Source organism: Streptomyces sp. NPDC020983 (assembly GCF_044333485.1).
Classification (GTDB): Bacteria; Actinomycetota; Actinomycetes; order Streptomycetales; family Streptomycetaceae; genus Actinacidiphila.
Genome location: NZ_JBIRRA010000006.1, coordinates 426,458 through 446,398, shown reverse-complemented (window position 1 = coordinate 446,398; position 19,941 = coordinate 426,458). Strand labels below are relative to the sequence as shown.

At 72.3% G+C, this 19,941-nt stretch carries 17 protein-coding genes; 13 read left to right on the top strand and 4 right to left on the bottom strand.

What is annotated here, in order from left to right:
- Window positions 1-6 precede the first annotated feature (6 nt).
- The 5 genes from ACH4SE_RS16210 (at window position 7) to ACH4SE_RS16190 (ending at window position 4,488) form a co-directional block, all read left to right on the top strand.
- Window positions 7-1,260, top strand: a complete 1,254-nt coding sequence (locus ACH4SE_RS16210; RefSeq protein ID WP_398544016.1) for an Ig-like domain-containing protein — start codon at window positions 7-9, stop codon at window positions 1,258-1,260.
- A gap of 89 nt (window positions 1,261-1,349) precedes the next feature.
- Window positions 1,350-1,859 (top strand): MarR family winged helix-turn-helix transcriptional regulator, encoded by a 510-nt coding sequence (locus ACH4SE_RS16205; RefSeq protein ID WP_398544015.1) that lies wholly within the window; start codon window positions 1,350-1,352, stop codon window positions 1,857-1,859.
- 199 nt (window positions 1,860-2,058) lie between these two features.
- The gene (locus ACH4SE_RS16200) at window positions 2,059-2,406 is read left to right on the top strand and encodes a DUF3817 domain-containing protein (RefSeq protein WP_398544014.1); all 348 of its coding nucleotides are present in this window, start codon (window positions 2,059-2,061) and stop codon (window positions 2,404-2,406) included.
- Window positions 2,407-2,490: 84 nt separating this feature from the next.
- Window positions 2,491-4,191 carry a methylmalonyl-CoA mutase gene (locus tag ACH4SE_RS16195; RefSeq protein WP_398544013.1) on the top strand — a complete coding sequence of 567 codons (1,701 nt, stop codon included), beginning with the start codon at window positions 2,491-2,493 and terminating at the stop codon, window positions 4,189-4,191.
- Window positions 4,192-4,296: 105 nt separating this feature from the next.
- Window positions 4,297-4,488, top strand: coding sequence for a hypothetical protein (locus tag ACH4SE_RS16190; RefSeq protein WP_398544012.1), 192 nt, complete (start codon window positions 4,297-4,299; stop codon window positions 4,486-4,488).
- 117 nt (window positions 4,489-4,605) lie between these two features.
- Here the strand turns inward: ACH4SE_RS16190 and ACH4SE_RS16185 are convergent, their stop codons facing one another.
- Window positions 4,606-5,253, bottom strand: coding sequence for a TetR/AcrR family transcriptional regulator (locus ACH4SE_RS16185; RefSeq protein WP_398544011.1), 648 nt, complete (start codon window positions 5,251-5,253; stop codon window positions 4,606-4,608).
- 287 nt (window positions 5,254-5,540) lie between these two features.
- Here ACH4SE_RS16185 and ACH4SE_RS16180 point away from each other — a divergent pair, with 287 nt between their 5' ends.
- The 8 genes from ACH4SE_RS16180 to ACH4SE_RS16145 all read left to right on the top strand — a co-directional run bounded on the left by ACH4SE_RS16180 (window position 5,541) and on the right by ACH4SE_RS16145 (window position 16,712).
- A complete protein-coding gene (locus ACH4SE_RS16180; RefSeq protein WP_398544010.1) occupies window positions 5,541-6,515 on the top strand; it encodes a tetratricopeptide repeat protein in 975 nt (324 codons plus the stop codon).
- Window positions 6,516-7,190: 675 nt separating this feature from the next.
- Entirely contained in the window at window positions 7,191-7,829 is a 639-nt protein-coding gene (locus ACH4SE_RS16175; RefSeq protein WP_398544009.1) for a DUF6230 family protein, read from the top strand.
- Window positions 7,830-7,924: 95 nt separating this feature from the next.
- The gene (locus ACH4SE_RS16170; RefSeq protein ID WP_398544008.1) at window positions 7,925-8,506 is read left to right on the top strand and encodes a DUF6114 domain-containing protein; all 582 of its coding nucleotides are present in this window, start codon (window positions 7,925-7,927) and stop codon (window positions 8,504-8,506) included.
- Window positions 8,496-9,839 carry a hypothetical protein gene (locus ACH4SE_RS16165; RefSeq protein WP_398544007.1) on the top strand — a complete coding sequence of 448 codons (1,344 nt, stop codon included), beginning with the start codon at window positions 8,496-8,498 and terminating at the stop codon, window positions 9,837-9,839. The genes ACH4SE_RS16170 and ACH4SE_RS16165 overlap by 11 nt, the downstream gene beginning before the upstream one ends.
- 379 nt (window positions 9,840-10,218) lie before the next feature.
- Complete coding sequence (locus ACH4SE_RS16160; protein ID WP_398544006.1) at window positions 10,219-11,580, top strand: FG-GAP repeat domain-containing protein; 1,362 nt, start codon at window positions 10,219-10,221, stop codon at window positions 11,578-11,580.
- 120 nt (window positions 11,581-11,700) lie between these two features.
- A complete protein-coding gene (locus tag ACH4SE_RS16155) occupies window positions 11,701-12,810 on the top strand; it encodes a transglycosylase family protein (RefSeq protein ID WP_398544005.1) in 1,110 nt (369 codons plus the stop codon).
- A 198-nt stretch (window positions 12,811-13,008) separates the two neighbouring features.
- Window positions 13,009-15,006, top strand: a complete 1,998-nt coding sequence (locus ACH4SE_RS16150; RefSeq protein ID WP_398544004.1) for a glycoside hydrolase domain-containing protein — start codon at window positions 13,009-13,011, stop codon at window positions 15,004-15,006.
- Entirely contained in the window at window positions 15,000-16,712 is a 1,713-nt protein-coding gene (locus ACH4SE_RS16145) for an FG-GAP-like repeat-containing protein (protein WP_398544003.1), read from the top strand. Before ACH4SE_RS16150 ends, ACH4SE_RS16145 begins: the two co-directional genes overlap by 7 nt.
- Window positions 16,713-16,762: 50 nt before the next feature.
- On the opposite strand, the gene ACH4SE_RS16140 is transcribed toward ACH4SE_RS16145, so the two are convergent.
- The 3 genes from ACH4SE_RS16140 to pyk form a co-directional block, all read right to left on the bottom strand.
- On the bottom strand, window positions 16,763-17,434 hold the full coding sequence (locus ACH4SE_RS16140) for a response regulator (RefSeq protein WP_398544002.1): 672 nt from the start codon (window positions 17,432-17,434) through the stop codon (window positions 16,763-16,765).
- Entirely contained in the window at window positions 17,424-18,281 is an 858-nt protein-coding gene (locus ACH4SE_RS16135; protein ID WP_398544001.1) for a sensor histidine kinase, read from the bottom strand. Before ACH4SE_RS16135 ends, ACH4SE_RS16140 begins: the two co-directional genes overlap by 11 nt.
- Before the next feature lie 199 nt (window positions 18,282-18,480).
- On the bottom strand, window positions 18,481-19,899 hold the full coding sequence (gene pyk / locus ACH4SE_RS16130) for a pyruvate kinase (RefSeq protein ID WP_398544000.1): 1,419 nt from the start codon (window positions 19,897-19,899) through the stop codon (window positions 18,481-18,483).
- Between the last annotated feature and the right edge of the window lie 42 nt (window positions 19,900-19,941).

Here is a 19,941-nt window from a genome sequence, read left to right as displayed (position 1 = left end):
ATCACCGTGTTCCGCACCTTCGGCATACCCGGCTCCCGACGCTCCCGCGCCCTCGCCGCCCCCGCGCTGCTGCTCGCCCTGGTGCTCGGCGCCACCGCGTGCGACGGCGACGACACCACGTCCGGCAAGGCCGCCCCCGGCTCCGGCCCGTCCTCCTCCTCCGCCGCCGGGAAGGTCACCGTCTCCCCGGCCGCGGGCCGCAGCGTCGCCCCCGGCACCCGCGTCTCGGTCACCGCCGAGTCCGGCACCCTCGGCAAGGTCACCGTCACCCCCAAGGGCAGGTCCTCGGACGGGGTCGACCCCGTGGAGGTGACGGGCAGGCTCGCCGCGGACCGCCGCACCTGGACGTCCGACCGCACCATGACGCCCGGCACGGCGTACACCGTCACGGTCACCGCCACCGACACCTCGGGCAAGCAGGCCACCACCACGAGCGGCTTCCGCACCACCGCCGCCGGCAAGGTCAACGGCGTGACCGTGACCCCGCTGAACAACGCCGTGGTCGGTGTCGGCCTGCCGGTCTCGCTCGCCTTCGACAAGCCGGTGGCGGACAAGGCCGCCGTCGAGCGGTCGCTGAGCCTGACCACCACTCCCGCCGTCAAGGGCAGCTGGGGCTGGCTCACCGACCCGCTCACCGGCGTCCAGCGCGTCGACTGGCGGCCGGACGCGTACTGGCCCTCCGGCACCAAGGTCACCCTGACCGCCCTGCTCAGCGGCATCGACACCGGCGGCGGCCGCTTCCTGCGCCGCGACATCCACGACACCTTCAGCATCGGCACCGCCCGCGTCTCCTACGCCGACCTGGCCAGGCACACGATGCGCGTCACCGAGAACGGCCGCACGGTCAGGAACGTCAAGATCTCCGGCGGCAGCTCGGCCTTCCCCACCTGGAACGGCACCATGGTCGTGATGGCCAAGCAGTCCACCGTCCGCATGACCTCGTCCTCGGTCGACATCGCCACCAGCAAGGACTCCGCCGACTTCTACGACGAGGACGTGCACAACGCCGTCCGCATCACCACCTCCGGCACCTTCGTCCACGCCGCGCCCTGGAACGACCGCTACATGGGCAGGCAGAACAAGAGCCACGGCTGCATCGGGCTGAGCGACACCGACGCCAAGTGGTTCTTCGACAGGGCCGTCCGCGGCGACGTCGTCGTGTCCACCGGCTCCACCCGCGCCGTCGTCGACAAGGGCAACGGATACGGCGAGTGGAACCTCTCCGCGGACCAGTGGCACGCCCTCAGTGCGCTGGCCTGACACGGCCGGGCGACCGGCGGGCGCCCCCGCGGTGCCCGCTGGCCGAGACGGCCGTGACCACGATGTGACCGGCGGGTAGGCTCAGGCGCGTGTCAAAGCCCCTGAGCCTGCCCTTCGACCCCATCGCACGCGCCGACGAGCACTGGACCCAGCGCTGGGGCGGGGTCCCGTCGATGAGCGCGATCACCTCGATCATGCGCGCCCAGCAGATCCTGCTGGGCCAGGTCGACGCCGTCGTCAAGCCCTACGGACTGACCTTCGCGCGGTACGAGGCACTGGTGCTGCTCACCTTCTCCAAGGCGGGTGAGCTGCCGATGTCCAAGATCGGCGAGCGTCTGATGGTGCACCCCACATCGGTGACCAACACCGTCGACCGCCTGGTGGCCTCCGGCCTGGTCGACAAGCGCCCCAACCCCAACGACGGCCGCGGCACCCTGGCGTCGATCACCGACAAGGGCCGCGAGATCGTCGAACTGGCGAGCCGCGACCTGATGGCGATGGACTTCGGCCTCGGCGTCTACGACGCGGAGGAATGCGCCGAGATCTTCGCGCTGCTCAGGCCCCTGCGGATCCACGCGGGGGATTTCGAGGAGGGCTGACGCCCGGGCTTCCGCAGCGGCGGGGCGGGGCTTGTCGTGCGTGGTGGGTGGCCGCGGAGGAAGTGAGCAGGAGGCCCGACCGGTGCGGGGTGTGGGCTGACGCCCGGGCTTCCGCAGCGGCGGGGCGGGGCTTGCCCGGGCTTCCGCAGCGGCGGGGGTGAAATCGGGGGCCGGCGGTCCCCGGGTTACGCTCATGGGCATGAAACACAGCGTGCTGACCCGCTACCGGGTGATGGCCTACGTGACCGGCGTCCTGCTGATCGCCCTCACGCTCGCCGTCATCGGCAAGTACGGGCTCGACATCAGCGGCGCGGGCACCGCCACCACCGTGATCGGCTTCGCCCACGGCTGGCTCTACGTCGTTTATCTGATCTTCGCCTTCGACCTGTGCTCCAAGGCGAAGTGGCCGCTCGGCCGCATGGCCTGGGTGCTGCTGGCCGGGACCGTGCCGACGGCCGCGTTCTTCGTCGAGCGCCGCGTCTCGCGCGAGCTGGCCCCGCTCGTCACCGCCGCGCAGGCGGACGAGCCGGAGCCGGTCCGGGCCTGATGCGGACCCGGGGCACCGCGGCTCACCCGGTTGGTGAGCCGTGGGTCATCGACATTTACTAGGACGTCCTAGTAAATTCGGGGTATGGACGCTTCGGAGATCGAGACAGGCCGCAATCGCTGGCAGGCACGCTACGACTCCAGCCGGCGCCGCGACGCCGACTTCACGACGCTCTCCGGTGACCCGGTGGAGCCGGTGTACGGGCCGCCGCCCGGCGCCGACGTGCCGGGCTTCGAGCGCATCGGCTGGCCGGGGGAGTACCCCTTCACCCGCGGGCTGTACGCCACCGGATACCGCGGCCGGACGTGGACGATCCGGCAGTTCGCCGGGTTCGGCAACGCCGAGCAGACCAACCAGCGCTACCGCCAGATCCTGGCCAACGGCGGCGGCGGCCTCTCCGTCGCCTTCGACATGCCGACTCTCATGGGCCGCGACTCCGACGACGCGCGCTCGCTCGGCGAGGTGGGCCACTGCGGTGTCGCGATCGACTCGGCGGCGGACATGGAGGTGCTCTTCCGCGACATCCCCCTCGGCGACATCACCACCTCCATGACGATCTCCGGGCCCGCCGTCCCGGTCTTCTGCATGTACCTGGTCGCGGCCGAGCGGCAGGGCGTCGATCCGGGGGTGCTCAACGGCACGCTCCAGACCGACATCTTCAAGGAGTACATCGCGCAGAAGGAGTGGCTGTTCGCCCCCGAGCCGCATCTGCGCCTCATCGGCGACCTGATGGAGCACTGCGCGACGGCCATCCCGGCGTACAAGCCGCTGTCGGTGTCCGGCTACCACATCCGCGAGGCGGGCGCGACGGCCGCGCAGGAGCTGGCCTACACCCTCGCCGACGGCTTCGGCTACGTCGAACTGGGCCTCAGCCGCGGTCTGGACGTCGACACCTTCGCGCCGGGCCTGTCCTTCTTCTTCGACGCGCACCTCGACTTCTTCGAGGAGATCGCCAAATTCCGCGCCGCCCGCCGCATCTGGGCCCGCTGGATGCGGGACGTGTACGGGGCCCGGTCGGAGAAGGCGCAGTGGCTGCGCTTCCACACCCAGACCGCCGGGGTCTCGCTCACCGCCCAGCAGCCGTACAACAACGTCGTACGCACCGCCGTGGAGGCGCTCGCCGCGGTGCTCGGCGGCACCAACTCCCTGCACACCAACGCCCTGGACGAGACGCTCGCGCTGCCCAGCGAGCGCGCCGCCGAGATCGCCCTGCGCACCCAGCAGGTGCTGATGGAGGAGACGGGCGTGGCCAACGTCGCCGACCCGCTCGGCGGCTCCTGGTACGTCGAGGCGCTCACCGACCGCATCGAGCGGGACGCGGAGGCCGTCTTCGACCGCATCCGGGAGCTGGGCGAGCGGGCCGTGCCGAGCGGCGAGCACCCCATCGGGCCGATGACGTCCGGCATCCTGCGCGGCATCGAGGACGGCTACTTCACCGGCGAGATCGCCGAATCCGCCTTCCGCTACCAGAGCGCGCTGGAGAAGGGCGACAAGCGGGTCGTGGGCGTCAACTGCCACACCGGCTCCGTCACCGGTGACCTGGAGATCCTGCGGGTCGGCCACGAGGTCGAACGCGACCAGGTGCGGCTGCTCGCCGACCGCCGCGCGGCACGTGACGAGGCCGCGGTGCGCCGCGGGCTGGACGCGATGCTGGCCGCCGCGCGCTCCGGCGGCAACATGATCGCACCGATGCTGGAGGCGGTACGGGCCGAGGCGACGCTCGGCGAGATCTGCGACGTCCTGCGCGCGGAATGGGGCACATACGTGGAACCCGCCCGCTTCTGAGCGCCCCGTGCGTCCCTCTGTCCGCCCCCCAAGGCGCTGACCTGGACATTGGCGGCGGTCGGTAAATTCGTCAACGACCCGACCGCCCTCCAGGAAAGGACGTGTGTGGCCCTCGAAGCGACCGTCGGTGACGACGGGATGGTCTACATAAGGGAGACGGAACAGCCGGACGTGGTGGCGGTGACCACCACCGCGAAATGGGAGGCCTTCGTGAAAGGCGTCATGGCGGGGGAGTTCGACCACTTCGCCGCCGGCATGGCCGGGGGAGAGAACGCCCCGGCGCGCAGCCGCTCCTGAGCCGCGGGCTCGGAGCGGCCGGGGGCCCGGGGGAGGGCCCGGGGGGGCACCGTCGCACGGCGACGGGGGAGCACGGCACGGGCAGGGGCGCACGCCGTACGGGCGGCGCGGGACCTCTCAGTCGAGGTCCTGGGCCGTGTGCAGCCCCGCGAGCCCGACGACGAGGAGACCGGCGAGGCGACGCGCCCACTCCTCGTCGGCCGGTTCGGAGGAGACCATCACGCGGTGCACGACCGCGCCGGCGACGACGTCGAAGACCAGGTTGTCCCGCCAGGGCGCCGTGGCGCCGTTGTCCGCCGGGATCTCACCGCGCGCCTGGGCGCGCTTGCGGCCCAGCACCACCAGGTGCTTCTGCCGGTCCACGATCGCCGCGCGGATGCGCAGCCGCAGCGCGTCGTCGTAGGCCGCCTCGCCGATCACCGCCATCAGCGCCGTCCTGGTCTCCGGGCGGTCCAGCAGCTCGGCGAAGCGCAGCACCACCCCGCGGATGTCGGCCTCCAGGCTCCCGCAGTCGGGGAGGTCGAGCTGCTCCTCGAAGAGCGCCGCGACGGCGTCCACGGCCAGTTCGTTCTTGCCCGGCCAGCGCCGGTAGACGGTCGTCCTGGCCACCCCGGCGCGCGCCGCGACGTCCCCCAGCGTCAGCCGGCTCCAGCCGACCTCGGCCAGCGCGGCGCGGGTGGCCGCGAGGATCGCCCGGTCGAGCCCGGCACTCCGCGGCCGCCCGGTCCGTCTGGCCGGTGGCGGACCGGAGGCGGTGGGAGGCATACGCGGACCATACCCGCCGGTAGGTAGTGTGACGAGTGAGCTGATTCACAGGGCGCGCCGCCGCGCGGGGCGCGCGGGTGCAGTTACGCTACAGCTCGTAGCGAAACAAGGATCGAACAGCGGCGACAACCACGCCGGTACGGATGGGGATCCGTGCCACCTGTCCGTACCGCGGGGGCGGTGCGGCACCACACGACCGGGTGGTCGGGGCCCCGCGAACCAGCGGGAGGCCCGGCCTGATCCCGGGACTGTGCACACTGGGGTCCGCGAGGGGGGAGGATTGCCTCATGCAGCCACGGAACATGTCCATGAGCGGGGTGGTCGACCTCGCCGCGGTGAAGGCGGCCGGTGAGGCCAAGGCGAAGGCGGAGCAGGCCCGGGCGCAGCGGCAGGAGGCCGGCGCCGGCGGTGCGTCCGCCCCCGCTTCACCGCTCGTCATCGAGGTGAGCGAGGCGACCTTCGAGAGCGACGTCCTGCAGCGCTCCACCGAGGTCCCGATCGTCATCAGCTTCTGGGCCGAGCAGGCCGAGCAGAGCAAGCAGCTCAACGCGGTGCTGGAGCGGCTGGCCGCCGAGTACCGCGGCCGGTTCGTGCTGGCCACCGCCGAGGTCTACGCCAACCAGCTGCTCTTCCAGCAGTTCCAGGTCCAGGGTGTGCCCGCCGTCTTCGCGGTGATCGCCGGGCAGGCGATGCCGCTCTTCCAGGGCCTGGCGCCGGAGGACCAGATCACCGAGGTGCTCGACCAGCTCGTCGCGGTCGCCGAACAGCGCTTCGGCATCGTCGGCGAGGAGGTCGACCCCGGCGCCGCGCCGGAGCCCGCCGCCCAGCCGCCGCGGCCGGCCACCCCGCAGGAGCTGGCGCTGAGCGCCGCGCACGACGCGCTGGACGCCGGTGACCTGAGCGGCGCGGTGCAGGCGTACCGCAACGTGCTCGCCGACGAGCCCGCCAACGCCGAGGCCAAGCTCGGTCTCGCACAGGCCGAACTGCTCTCCCGGGTCCAGGGCGTGGACGCGGGTGCCGCGCGGCAGGCCGCCGCCGACGCCCCGGGGGACGTGCAGGCCCAGCTCACCGCGGCCGATCTGGACCTGGTGGGCGGCCATGTCGAGGACGCCTTCGGGCGGCTGGTCGACACCGTGCGCCGCACCGCCGGCGACGACCGCGACACCGTGCGGCTGCGGCTGCTGGAGCTCTTCGAGGTCGTCGGCCCCGACGACCCGCGGGTGGTGAGCGCGCGGACCGCGCTGGCCAGGGTGCTGTTCTGACCGACCGCCTCTCCGCGTACCGCGGCCTCCTGGCGGGGCCGCGGTACTCAGCGGACGAGTGATCCGGCGGCCGCTCTTTATCAAACCGTGACAGTATGCGGCCGCCGTCACCCGGGGTGACAATGCCATCCCGACTTGGTGGTTTATCTTCGTATTTGCCGGATTTTCACCCCCGGTTTTCGGTTACTCCATGTCAGCGCGGCCCGAACGGCTGCGCGGCTCACGGCACCTATCCGTTACTCGCTGGTAATGAGCCCCTTGTGCGGCGGCCGGGAATGGACAACGATCGGCCAAGCTCGGTCCGTAGCCAGCGCCCGGCAGCCAGCCGGTGCCCGGGTCCACGGGTCCCCGCCGAGCGGAAGAGCGCGGCGGCAGCCGCGCCTTTCAGGACAGGGGGGTCTTCGTCCGCCGTGATGGAACCGGACGGAGCCTGTCCAGCAGGTTGCGCGAGAGCGTGGCCAGTGGTTGTCGCTCGGGGGTGATCGCCGACGTACCGGACACCGCCGTCCGGACTCCCCGGGCAGTCCCGCAGGGGCACACCCGCAGGACTCGCCCCGGGAGACAGGACGGCCACGCCCGGCGCGGCGCTCTCCTTCCCGAGGACGTAGCACTTCTCCCATCCCAGGCACGGACCCCGGGTCCGGTCCGGAGATGTACGTCCGAGAAGGAGGAAACATGGAATCGCACGTTCGGGGCGGTACCAGATGGCGGCGGTTCGCCGTCGTCATGGTGCCGAGCGTGGCCGCCACGGCCGCGATAGGTGTGGCGATCGCGCAGGGCGCGCTCGCGGCGTCGTTCAGCGTGTCCGGCCAGCAGTTCAAGGTCACGGCGGACACGCTGCACGGTGAGGGCTTCGAGCAGTACGGCGCGCTCGACGTCAAGCAGGACGGCAAGGGAGTCAACGGCACCAAGTACGTGCCGGTGGCCGTGTCGGCGTTCACCGACGCCACCATCACCGGTCTGTGCCAGTCGGTCGTCATCCCGACGCCGATCGGGAACGTGACGCTCGTCCTGAAGGCCGGCAACGACGGCAAGAAGGTCAAGGCGCACAACCTCTACATCGACCTCGACCAGCTCGACGCCGACGCGGTCTTCCACAACATCAACATCGGTGTCGCGGCGGGTGCGTCGGACCAGCCCGGCCCCGGTATCAAGGCCGGTGACGGCGCCGACGGGAACTCGTTCGCGCAGACCGCCGAGTCCGCCGACCTGACCAACGTCAAGCAGACGGCGTGGGCGACCAGCGCGGGCACCTTCCGCCTCGCGGGCCTGAGCCTCCGGCTCCACATGGGCTCCGAGAGCCAGTGCTACTGAGCACGGTCTGACTCGCTCTGGGCGGGCCGTGCCCCGCACGGCTCGCCCACGGCACCCCCTTCTTCACGCAACGCCAGTTCCAGGGAGCTGTTTCCATGAGTGCCGAGTCGCAAGGGTTCCCCGACGTCTACACCCGCGGCCGCATCGCCTTCCGGCACTGGCGGTGGGAGCGGCCGTTCTGGGCGGGCCTGATCACCATCATCGGCGGCGTACCCATCGGGTACGTCCCGTACCACAACATGACCTTCGGCCAGCTGGGCGTCCGGGTCGGCACCACGGCGGGTGCCAGCGCGCTGATCATCGGCGTGCTGCTCGTCACGCTGGGCCTGACGATGTGGTTCCAGGCCGCGGTGCGGGTCTTCGCCGGTGTGGCGAGCATCCTGCTCGGCCTGGTGTCCATCCCGATGACCAACCTCGGCGCCCTCGTCGGCTTCCTGTTCGCCATCGTCGGCGGCGCGCTGTCCATCGCCTGGGCGCCCGGTACCGCGGTGCCCGACGACCCGGGACCGCAGGCGGAGCTGCCCGGCGACGGCCCGGAGCCGGTCGACGACGCGGCGGACCCCGCCGCCGGCCGCGGCTTCCCCGCCGACCCGTTCGCCAAGCCCGAGCCGGTGCACGCCGGAACGGCGGCGGACGAAGAGACCACCGAGCAGAACGGGAGGCACCGTGCTGGGTGACGAAGCTCAGCCGGCCGAGAGCGCGAGCCGTGAGCGGACCGCGTCAGGGCCGCGGCACGCGGCCCCGCGCAGGTCCCTGCTGACGAAGCTGCACATGCCCGCCGGCAAGGCCGTGGCGCTCGCCGCCATGCCGACCGCGGTGCTCATGGGTATGGGCCTGACCCCGCACCTGGCGCAGGCCGACGAGCCCAAGAGCCCGTTCAAGCCGGGCCCGTGCGTGACGCAGTCCGAGACCCCGGCGCCCTCGCCGTCCGGAACGGCGAAGACGGCGAAGAAGGACTCCTCGGACTCCTCGGACTCCTCGGACGCGGCGAAGACGGACGGCAAGGCGACGCCCGAGCCGGCGACGAGCCCGAGCGCCACGGCGGGCGGGAACGATTCCGCGCCCGACCCGCAGACCTCGCCGTCCGCCACACCCGCGAAGCCCGACACGTCCGCGCAGTCCGCGCCGGCCACCGAGCCCAGTGCGAGCCCGAGCCCGACCACGTCCGTCAACCCGCTGGATCCGCTGGGCCTGGGCGACCTGCTCGGCGGCCTGCTGGGCGTCGGCGACGGCACGAAGCCCACGGTGAACCCGACCACGACCCCGGCGCAGCCCTCGGCGAGCCCCACGGCGTCTGCGAAGGCGACGCAGGAGGCCCCCAAGGACACCTCCGGGGACACGGACGCCAAGTCGACCGTCCAGGACACCGTCAAGGGCGTCACGACGACCGCGGACGGCGCGCTCCAGAAGACCAAGGACACGGTCAAGGACACCGTGAAGGGCGCCACGGACGGGGCGTCGAAGACGGCCGGGTCGCTGACCGGCGACGGTTCCGCGGCCTCCGCAGGCGACCCGCAGCCCTTCCCGTGCCCCACCTACGACGCCAAGGCCCTCGCGGACGCCCAGACCGAGCAGGGCATACCCCTCCTCCCGGACGACCCCTGGACCCTCAAGAGTTCGCTGCTGACCCTCTACGGCCTGAAGTACGACGGCATCGTGCAGGTCAAGACCTACAGCGGCACGGTCAAGGACGTCCTGAAGTTCACCGCGACCGGCATCGACATCGGCGACCTGCACCAGATCGTCAACGGTCCCAGGGGCACGAAGACCCATGTGACGGCGTCCAAGGGCTCCACGTCGACCATCCGCAACGGCACGGTGACGATGTACACCGAATCCCTGAGCGGCAACCTCCTCGGCGTCGTCCCCATCACCTTCACCCCGAAGGCACCCCCGCCGCTGAGCCTCCCGGTCCTCTTCTTCACCGACGTCACGGTCGTCCAGGCCGGCCAGTTCGGCGGCGACCTCACGGTCCCGGGCATGCGCGTCCTCCCGGGCCAGGCCTCCTGACCCACCCCCTCCTTCCCGCCCGCCCTCCTCCCGGAGAGCGGGCGGGCTTTTTTTGCCGCCCGCTCCCCGGCCGCTCCCGCGGGGGAACGCCCGCGTATCGGAAGTTGTAGCCGTCGGCGGTGCCTTTCGATATCCACGGATCATCTTCGGTGCGATCTTCCGGGACAATGCGGGCAGAGTCGGGAATCGGCAATTGTCCGCCGGTGACGGCCCGTGCCACGGTACGTGCGCCGCGCCAATTCCCTGGTGATCGGCCGCCGGCTGCGGCGTACGGCAGTCATGTGATCCGGCATTTCCTGTGTGTGGAATCGGTGCGCCCTTTTCCGGCGCTTCGCCATGACGCCACGGGCCGGTCGGTCAGTCTCTTGTGGAGGAAAAGGTGCAACTTCGCCTGCGGAGGAGTCGCGTCACCCTGGCGGTGCTCGGAGCGGCACTGTGCGTCGGGGTCGGGCTGCCGGCGAGCGCGGGGGCCGCCGGGAGCGGGTCGGCGGCCGCGGCGGCGGGTGCGTACGGGAGCGCGGGGCAGGGGCCGGAGACCGCGGCGGGGGACGGCACGTCCGCGTCGGCGGCGGTGCTCGCACCCGCGATCACCAGGACCGAGGTCATCAAACGGGCGGCGAGCTGGGTCGGCCTGGGGCTGGACTACGACAATTACTCGTCCTACCAGGGCTACCGCAAGGACTGCTCGGGCTACGCCTCGATGGCCTGGAAGCTCAGCACATCGCTGGTGACCAACACCTTCGGTCCCGAGGGCGTCACGGAGGACATCGGCAAGAGCGAACTCAGGGCGGGCGACGCTCTCAACAACCCCGCGGCTGGTCTGGACGGCCACATCGCCCTGTTCGAGAAGTGGACCGATTCCTCCAAGTCGGAATACTGGGGCTACGAATTCAGCGGAAGCGGTGTCCACCACCGGAAGATTCCGTACCCGTACTTCTCGGGCCACGGCACCTTCCACCCGGTACGCAACAAATCCGTGGTCGACGACATCGACCCCGGCATGACGAACCTCGCCGCGGTGGGTGACCAGACCGGGGACGGGATCCCGGACATCATCGCCACCAAGGTCTCCGACGGGAAGCTGTACCGCTACGCGGGTCCCGGCTACAGCGGTGCGACCCGGGTGGAGATCGGCACCGGCTGGAACACCTTCGACTCGGTCACCGCCGTCGGTGACCTGAACGGTGACGGGGTCACGGACATCGTCGCGGCCAAGGGCGACGGGACCTTCTACCGCTACTACGGCCCCGACTACAGCGGTGCGGCCCGCACCCAGATCGGCACCGGCTGGGCGTCGATGACCGACCTCGCCGGCGTGGGCGACCTGACCGGGGACGGCGTCCCGGACCTCATCGCGGTCGAGAAGTCCAGCGGGGCCCTCTACCGCTACGCGGGTCCCGGCTACAGCGGTGCGACCCGGGTGCAGATCGGCACCGGCTGGAACACCTTCGACACCGTCACGGCGGTCGGTGACCTGAACGGCGACGGGGTCACCGACATCGTCGCCGCCAAGGGCGACGGAACCTTCTACCGCTACTACGGCCCCGCCTTCTCCGGCCCCAGCAGGGTCGAGATCGGCGACGGCTGGGACTCCATGAACAACCTGGTGGGCCCGGGCGACCTCAACAAGGACGGCATCCCCGACCTGCTCGCCGTCAAGCTCTCCACCTCCGAGCTCTACCGCTACTCGGGCCCGGACTTCAGCGGGGACACCCGCACCCAGATCGGCACGGGCTGGTAGAGCCCGGCCATCGACTCCGCCGCGCGGGGCAGCGGCCACCCCCGGGCCTGCCCGCCCCGCGCGGCGGGGCACCACCCCTCCGACTCCCCACTCCCCACCCGGAAGAGCCCCGTGACACACGTGCGCCGTTTTCGAACCGCCATACGCTCGTCGGCCGCCGCCGCGGTCCTCGCCCTGGGCGCGGCGGCCGCCGCCACTCCCGCGTCGGCCGCCTCGGTCAGCACCTGGGACAAGGTCGCCGCCTGCGAGAGCAGCGGCAACTGGAGCATCAACACCGGCACCCAGTACACCGGCGGCCTCCAGATCAGCAACGACAACTGGCAGCACTATGGCGGCACCGCCTACGCTCCGCACGCCTACCAGGCAACCAAGAAGCAGCAGATCCTCATCGCCGAGAAGATCCTCGCCGACCAGGGCGCGAGCGCGTGGACGTGCAGCCCGGGCACCGGCCTGTCCACGGACACCGCCGACCCGTACCCGCTGCCGCGGATGGCGAACCTGACGGGTGTGGGCGACCAGAACGGCGACAACAAGCCCGACCTGCTCGCCGTCAAACGCTCCACCGGCGTCCTCTACCGCTACTCGGGTCCGGACTTCAGCGGTGACACCCGGGTGCAGATCGGCACCGGCTGGGGCTCGATGACCGGCATCACCGCGGTCGGCGACCAGAACGGCGACGGCGTCACCGACATCGTCGCCACCAGGTCCGACGGGAAGCTGTTCCGCTACGCCGGGCCCGACTACCGCGGCGACACCCGCGTCGAGATCGGCACCGGCTGGACGTCGATGGCCGATGTCACCGGCGTGGGCGACCTGACCGGCGACGGCTTCCCTGACCTGCTCGCCGTCAAGGAATCGACGGGGGAGCTCTACCGCTACTCGGGTCCGGATTTCAGCGGTGACACCCGGGTGCAGATCGGCACCGGCTGGGACGCGATGACCGACATCGCCGCGGTCGGCGACCAGAACGGCGACGGCGTCACCGACATCCTCGCCGTGGACGGCCGCGGCAGGCTCTACCGCTACGAGGGGCCGGACTTCCAGGGCCCCGACAGGCAGCAGGTCGGCACCGGCTGGGACGTCATGGCCGAACTCGCCGGCCCGGGCAACGTCACCGGCACCACCACGCCCGACCTGCTGGCGGTGGACATGGTCAGCGGCGTCCTCTACCGCTACCCGGGCCCCGCCTTCAGCGGCGCGTCCCGCACCGCCGTCGGCACCGGCTGGTAGCCGCACCACCCGCCGCGCTACATACGCGGCCGCTCCGCGCACCTGCCGCGGAGCGCCCGCGCGGACCCCCGAGTATCGCCGCGGGGAACCCCGCGGACGGCCCGCGCCTGCCGCCGGCCGAGCCCGCGGCAGCACCGCGGCCCGCCCGCGTACCCCCCTCCCGCGACTCCCACATCCACAGGACAGGAGAACACCTTCGTGCGCCCGCACCCCCGCCCCACCTCCGCCGGAAGAGCCCGCGCCGGCTCGCGTACCGGCGTCACGGACCCCGCGCCCCCCGTGCGGGGCCGGATACGTCCGGGACGCCGGCTCGGCGCCGTCGCCGCCGGGGCCGCCGCCCTGCTGGCGGCGGTCGGCCTCGCGCCCGCCCACGCGGACTCCGCCGGCCCGGCGGCCACCCGGACGGTCGCCTACCAGGGCTACCGGTTCAAGGTCCCGGCCGGCTGGCAGGTCGTGGACCTCACCGAACAGCCCTCCGCCTGCGTGCGGTTCGACCGGCACGCGCTGTACCTGGGGACGCCCGGTGCCGCCCAGGACTGCCCGGCCCACCTCATCGGCAGGACGGACGCGGTGCTGGTCGAGCCTGCGCCGCTGTCCGTGCCCGCGGGCAGTGCGCAGTCCGCCGCCGACCACGAGCTCACGGTCGCCGCCCCCGGCGTGCGCGTCACGGCCGCCTACGCGACCGACCCGGCGCTGGTCCGCGGCGTCCTGGCCGACAGCGGGCTGCCGGCCACGGCCGCCCTCACCACGGCGCCGGCCGCCACGGCGGCGGTCGCCGCCCTGCCGCCGTCGGTCACCGACTTCACGGGCAAGGGCTTCGAGGCCTGCTCGGCGCCCAGCGGTTCGGCGATGCAGGCGTGGAAGGAGTCCTCCCCGTACGGCTCGGTCGGCATCTACATCGGCGGCCCGACGCTTCCGTGCAGGCAGCCGAACCTGACGGCCTCCTGGGTCCAGCAGCAGGCCGCCGCGGGCTGGCACTTCATGCCGCTCTACGACGGTCCGCAGGCGCACTCGCTCACCTCCCCGGCCGCGCAGGGCAAGGCGGCCGCCGCCGACGCGATCGCGGACGCGGAGGCGCTCGGCTTCAGCCCGGGCAGCGTCCTCTACGACGACATGGAGGAATACGCGGCCGGCTACCGGGACGAGGTGCTGGCGTTCGTGTCGGCGTGGGACGCCGAACTGCACGCCCGTGGCTGGAGTTCCGGCGTCTACGGCAGCGCGTCCTCCGTCGTCACCGACCTCGCGAGTGAGGCGGGCAGCGACTTCGTCCAGCCGGACGTGCTGTTCATCGGCCACTGGAACGGCGTGGCCGACACCGCCGAACCGGCCGTCCCGGCGGGCAACTGGACGGCGCACCAGCGCATCCACCAGTACGCGGGCCAGGTGACCGAGACGCACGGCGGCGTCACCATCGCCATCGACCGCGACGTCCTCGACGTCGGCGTGTCCTCGGCGATGTCCCGGGCCGCCGCGGTGGGCGACGTGACCGGCGACGGCAGGCCCGACCTGGTCGCGGTCGGCCGGCCGACGGGCAACCTCTACCGTTACTCCGGGCCGGACTTCAGCGGTGACACCCGGGTGCAGATCGGCACCGGCTGGAACGCGTTCCAGACCCTGACGGGCGTCGGGGACCTGAACGGCGACGGCCACGACGACCTCCTGGCGCAGACCCCCTCCGGCGACCTCTACCGCTACTGGGGCCCCGACTTCCGGGGCGGCACCCGGACGCAGGTCGGCACCGGCTGGAACTCGATGGGCAACGTCACCGCCGCGGGCGACCTGGACGGGGACGGAACCCCGGACCTGATCGCCGTCAAGAAGTCGACGGGCGCCCTCTACCGCTACTCCGGGCCGGACTTCAGCGGTGACACCCGGGTGCAGATCGGCACCGGCTGGAACGTCTACCACACGCTCGCCGCGGTCGGTGACCAGACCGGCGACGGCCGGCCGGACATCCTCGCGACCGGTACGGACGGCGCCCTCTACCGCTACGCGGGCCCGGACTTCAGCGGCCCGGCGAAGGTCCAGGTCGGCGACGGCTGGGACACCATGACGCGCCTGGTGAGCCCCGGTGACCTGACCGGCAGCGCCACCCCCGACCTGCTCGCCGTCAAGATCGGCACCGGGACGCTCTACCGCTACGCGGGTCCCGGGCTCGACGGCGGCAGCCGCACGGAGGCGGGGACGGGATGGTAGGCCCGACGCCCCCGGCGAGCGCCCGCCCCGCCCGCCGGCGGTCCGCACCCGGCCCGCTCCTGCTCCTGCTGCTGGTGCTCCTCCCGCTGCTGGCGCTGCCGGCGCCCGCGCGGGCGGACTCCCTGCCGGTCACCACCGAGCAGACCCTGCACGTGGCCACCTACAACATCTGCGGCAGCGCCTGTCCGAACAGCAATCCGGGCGACAGCCGGGCCAACCGGGAGAACGCGGTGGTGGCCCAGACGTCGGCGACCGGCTGGAACGCCGACGCGATCTTCCTGCAGGAGGTGTGCAGGAACCAGTACGACGCGATCGGCAGCCGCGTGGAGCCGCTCGGCTACCACGGGATGTTCACCGCGACGATCGCGGCCGGCAAGAGCGCCACCGCCTGCAAGGGTGCCTACGACTACGGGGTGGCGCTCTTCGTCAAGGGGCCGGTCCTGGCCTCGACGGTGCTGTCGCTGACCGCCGGCGCCGAGGTGGAGAAGATCCTCGTCCCGTGCGTGCGCACCACCCTGCAGCGCCGGGAGACCTGGGCGTGCTCGGTCCACCTGTACTGGAAGGACGAGGCCCTCAACCAGGCGGAGGCGGTGAAGCTCGCCGGCCAGGCCGCCGAGTGGGAGGACGGCGGCACCCCGGTCATCCTCGGCGGCGACTTCAACGCCGCGCCGCGCAGGACGTCGATGAGCGAGTTCTACGCCCGCAGCGTCGGCGACGGCGGGCACGGCCGCTTCGCCGAGGCCGACGAGACGGACAAGGACCACTTCGACCAGGGGGTGTGCGACCCGGCGGCGCGCACGTACTGCCGGTCGGGCGAGACGACCTACACCGGCACGGCGGCCTACAAGCTCGACTACCTGATGTTCGGGGAGCGCTACTTCAGGGCCGCGCGGGGCGACGTGCTGCCCCGCGACGCGTCGGTCTCCGACCACCAGCTCTACCGCGGCGCCGTCTCGTGGGCCGGGATGTCGGGCGCGGCGGCCGTCGGGGACCCGGGGAAGGGGACGGGCCGGGACGTCGTCGCGATCGCCCGCGCCACCGGCGACCTCTACCGCTACACCGGCCCCGGCTACAGCGGCGCCACGCGGGTGCGGGTCGGCACCGGCTGGAACGTCTACGACCGGATCGCCGGGACCGGCGACCTGACCGGGGACGGCGTGCCCGACCTGCTCGCCGTCGACGGCGACGGACGGCTGTTCCGCTACTCGGGCCCCGGTTTCGCGGGCGGCAGCAGGGTGCAGATCGGCACCGGATGGAACGGCATGGCCGGCGTCAGCGCCGTGGGCGACCCGGACGGGGACGGCTCGCAGGACGTCGTGGCGGTCTCGCTGTCGACCGGTGACGCCTACCGCTACACCGGGCCCGACTACAGCGGCCCGTCCCGGGTCCTGGTCGGCACCGGCTGGGACACCTACGGCCAGCTGGCCGGGACCGGTGACATGACCGGGGACGGCGTGCCCGACCTGCTCGCCGTCGACGCCGGCGGCGCCCTGCTGCGCCTGCCCGGCCCCGGCTTCCCCAGTGGCGGCGCGGTGCAGATCGGCAGCGGCTGGACCTCGATGGCGGACATCACGCCGGTGGGGGACCTGACCGGCGACGGCGTGCCCGACATCCTCGCCACCAAGGCGGCGACGGGCGAGCTGTTCCGCTACGCGGGCCCGGACTTCTCCGGCCCCGAACGGGTGCTCACCGGCACCGGCTGGTAGCGCCGGCCCGGCTCCGGGGCCGCCTGCCGCGGCGGCCCCGGAGCGGGCGGTCAGCCCCGGCCGGGCGTACGCCGCGCGCCGGCGGGCGTGATCAGCTCCGCGTCGACCGCCTTGTTCACCGCGTCGATCCGCGACACCGCACCGAGCTTGGCGAAGACGTTCCGCAGGTGCCGTTTGACCGTGGCCTCGGTGACGGCCAGCCGGTCGGCGACCTGGCTGTTGCTCAGCGCCAGGGCGACCAGCTCCAGCACCTCCAGCTCGCGGTCCGACAGCCCGGCGCCGGAGGTGCCGGAGTGCATCCGGACCAGCGTCTCGTGCGACACGGAGAGCACCATGCGCTCCGCGTCGCGGCCCACGCCGCGGACGGCGGAGACCAGTTCGTGCCGGTTGACGCTCTTGAGCAGGTAGCCGCGCACCCCGGCGGCGACCAGCTGCCGCACCAGCCGGGGCTCCTCGAACATGCTGAGGATGATGACGCGCGAGGCGGGCGAGACGTCCCGGATCGCGCGTACCGTCCCGGTCACCTCGCCGTCGCGCAGGTCCACGTCGAGCAGCACGATGTCCGGCAGGTGCCGCCCGGCCTGCGCCACCGCCTCGTCGCTGGTGGCGGCGCCGCCGACCACCACCAGGTCGTCGTAGGAGTCCAGGATCTCGCGCAGACCGTCGCGCACCAGCGTGTGGTCGTCGACCAGCAGGACCCGGATCCGGGGGTCAGGCGACATGCCCGAGACCGCGCCCGATCAGCGGAACGGTGAGACGGATCCTGGTGCCGACGCCGATCAGGCTCGTGCAGAGCAGGTGCCCGCCGAGCGTCTCGGTCCGCTCGGCCATGGAGGCCAGGCCGCAGCTCCCCCGGGACTGCCGGGTGGTGTCGAACCCGCGGCCGTTGTCGAGGACGGTGCCGCACAGCTCGTAGGGCGTGATGTCGACGCTGACGCGCAGGGAGCTGGACCGGGCGTGGGCCAGCGCGTTGCGGACGGCCTCCCGCAGCACCAGGAAGCTCTCGTCGAGGACTCTCGGCGGCGCCCAGGACTCGTCCCCGTGGACGTGCAGGGTGACCGGGACCCCGCCGGTGCCGGCGTCCCGGAGGAAGTCGCGCAGCGCCGCTTCGAGGCCCTGCGGGGGCTGCCGCTCGTACAGCGAGCAGGTCACCGCGCGTAGATGCCGCATCGAGTCCTGGAGGGCCCGTTGCGCGGTCTCCCAGGAGCCCTCCGCGGCGACCGGGTCCGCGACGCGCCGGATGTCGTAGAGCTCCAGCTGCCGCTGCGTCAGGCTCAGGCAGTAGCCCAGCCGGTCGTGCAGCTCGCGGGCGATCCGCCGGCGCTCGTCGGCCGCGGCCTGCGGTATCCGGCCCCGCTCGGCCGCGCCCTGCTCGTCGAGGGTGCGCCGGAGGGTCGTCTCGAGCCCGCGCCACGAGGGGGCGGCGGTGAGCAGGGCGCGCGCGTCCGCGAGCGCCCCGTCCGTGCCGCCGGGTCCTGCCGCCGCTCCGGCCAGCCGGAGCCCCTCCTCGTACACCGCCAGGATCTCCTCCTGGAGGGACGCGACCACCTCCGCGGTTCCCTCGGCCACCGCTCGTGGTCCGTGCTGTGTACGCGCCATCCAGTCCCCCGCAGTACGTCCCGTTCGCGTCCAACGCCGTTGCGCCCGAGCGCCATTGTGCCCGATGTGGCGATCGGGTGAACCCCGTGGGGACAACGGGTGGCGGCCCCGGGGGAGTGCTCCCCGGGGCCGCCGGCCGTGCTGGTGTCCCGCCGGAGGGCGGGGGACCTCAGGCGCCCAGGTGGTGGACGCGGACGAGGTTGGTCGTGCCGGGGACGCCGGGGGGCGAGCCGGCGGTGATGATGACGGTGTCGCCCTCGGTGAAGTCGGAGAGTTTGAGCATCTCCCGGTCGACGATCTTGACCATGTCGTCGGTGGTGTCGGCGTGCTCGACGACGAAGGACTCGACACCCCAGGTCAGGGCGAGCTGGTTGCGGGTCGAGGGGTCGGTGGTGAAGGCCACGACCGGCTCGGGCACGCGGTAGCGGGCCAGGCGGCGGGCGGTGTCGCCGGACTTGGTGAAGGCGACCAGCGTCCTGGCGTCCAGGAAGTCGGCGAGCTCGGCGGCCGCGCGGGCGACGGCGCCGCCCTGGGTGCGGGGCTTCTTGCCCGGCGCCAGCGGCTGGAGGCCGCGGCAGAGCAGCTCCTCCTCGGCGGCCTCGACGATGCGGGACATCGTCTTGACCGTCTCGACCGGGTACTTGCCGACCGAGGACTCCGCGGAGAGCATGACCGCGTCGGCGCCGTCCAGGATCGCGTTGGCCACGTCGGAGGCCTCGGCGCGGGTGGGGCGGGAGTTGGTGATCATCGACTCCATCATCTGGGTCGCGACGATCACCGGCTTGGCGTTGCGGCGGCACAGCTCGACCAGCCGCTTCTGCACGACCGGCACCTGCTCCAGCGGGTACTCCACCGCGAGGTCGCCGCGGGCGACCATCACGGCGTCGAACGCCATGACGACGTCCTCCATGTTCTTGACCGCCTGCGGCTTCTCCACCTTGGCGATGACGGGGACCCGGCGGCCCTCCTCGTCCATCACGCGGTGCACGTCGCGGACGTCCTTGGCGTCGCGCACGAAGGACAGCGCGATCATGTCGACGCCCATCCGCAGCGCGAAGCGCAGGTCCTCGATGTCCTTCTCGGACAGCGCCGGGACGTTGACGGCCGCGCCGGGCAGGTTGATGCCCTTGTGGTCGGAGATGACACCGCCCTCGACGACGAGCGCGCGCACCCGCGGGCCGTCGACCTCGATGACGCGCAGCGCGACGTTGCCGTCGTTGATGAGGATCGGGTCGCCCTGCGAGACGTCACCGGGGAGGCCCTTGTACGTGGTGCCGCAGATGGTGCGGTCGCCGGGGACGTCCTCGGTGGTGATGGTGAACTCGTCGCCCGCGACCAGTTCCACGGGTCCGTCGGCGAAGGTGGCCAGCCGGATCTTGGGGCCCTGCAGGTCCGCGAGGATGCCCACGGCCCTGCCGGTCTCCTCGGCCACCTTGCGCACGCGGCTGTAACGGCCCTCGTGCTCGGCGTGGCTGCCGTGGCTGAAGTTGAGTCGGGCCACGTTCATGCCGGCCTCCACCAGTGTCTTCAACTGGTCGTAGGAGTCGACGGCGGGACCCAGGGTACAGACGATCTTGGCTCGGCGCATGGGCGCTATCCTATCGGTTTGTTCCGCTCCGGAATATTCCTG

What these genes read in the sequence shown, in the direction of transcription:
- ACH4SE_RS16200 (WP_398544014.1), top strand. Translation starts at nt 2,059, where the DNA reads ATGAAACACAGCGTGCTGACCCGCTACCGGGTGATGGCCTACGTGACC.
- ACH4SE_RS16195 (WP_398544013.1), top strand. Translation starts at nt 2,491, where the DNA reads ATGGACGCTTCGGAGATCGAGACAGGCCGCAATCGCTGGCAGGCACGC.
- ACH4SE_RS16185 (WP_398544011.1), bottom strand. Translation starts at nt 5,253, where the DNA reads ATGCCTCCCACCGCCTCCGGTCCGCCACCGGCCAGACGGACCGGGCGG.
- ACH4SE_RS16180 (WP_398544010.1), top strand. Translation starts at nt 5,541, where the DNA reads ATGCAGCCACGGAACATGTCCATGAGCGGGGTGGTCGACCTCGCCGCG.
- ACH4SE_RS16175 (WP_398544009.1), top strand. Translation starts at nt 7,191, where the DNA reads ATGGAATCGCACGTTCGGGGCGGTACCAGATGGCGGCGGTTCGCCGTC.
- ACH4SE_RS16170 (WP_398544008.1), top strand. Translation starts at nt 7,925, where the DNA reads ATGAGTGCCGAGTCGCAAGGGTTCCCCGACGTCTACACCCGCGGCCGC.
- ACH4SE_RS16145 (WP_398544003.1), top strand. Translation starts at nt 15,000, where the DNA reads ATGGTAGGCCCGACGCCCCCGGCGAGCGCCCGCCCCGCCCGCCGGCGG.
- ACH4SE_RS16140 (WP_398544002.1), bottom strand. Translation starts at nt 17,434, where the DNA reads ATGTCGCCTGACCCCCGGATCCGGGTCCTGCTGGTCGACGACCACACG.
- pyk (WP_398544000.1), bottom strand. Translation starts at nt 19,899, where the DNA reads ATGCGCCGAGCCAAGATCGTCTGTACCCTGGGTCCCGCCGTCGACTCC.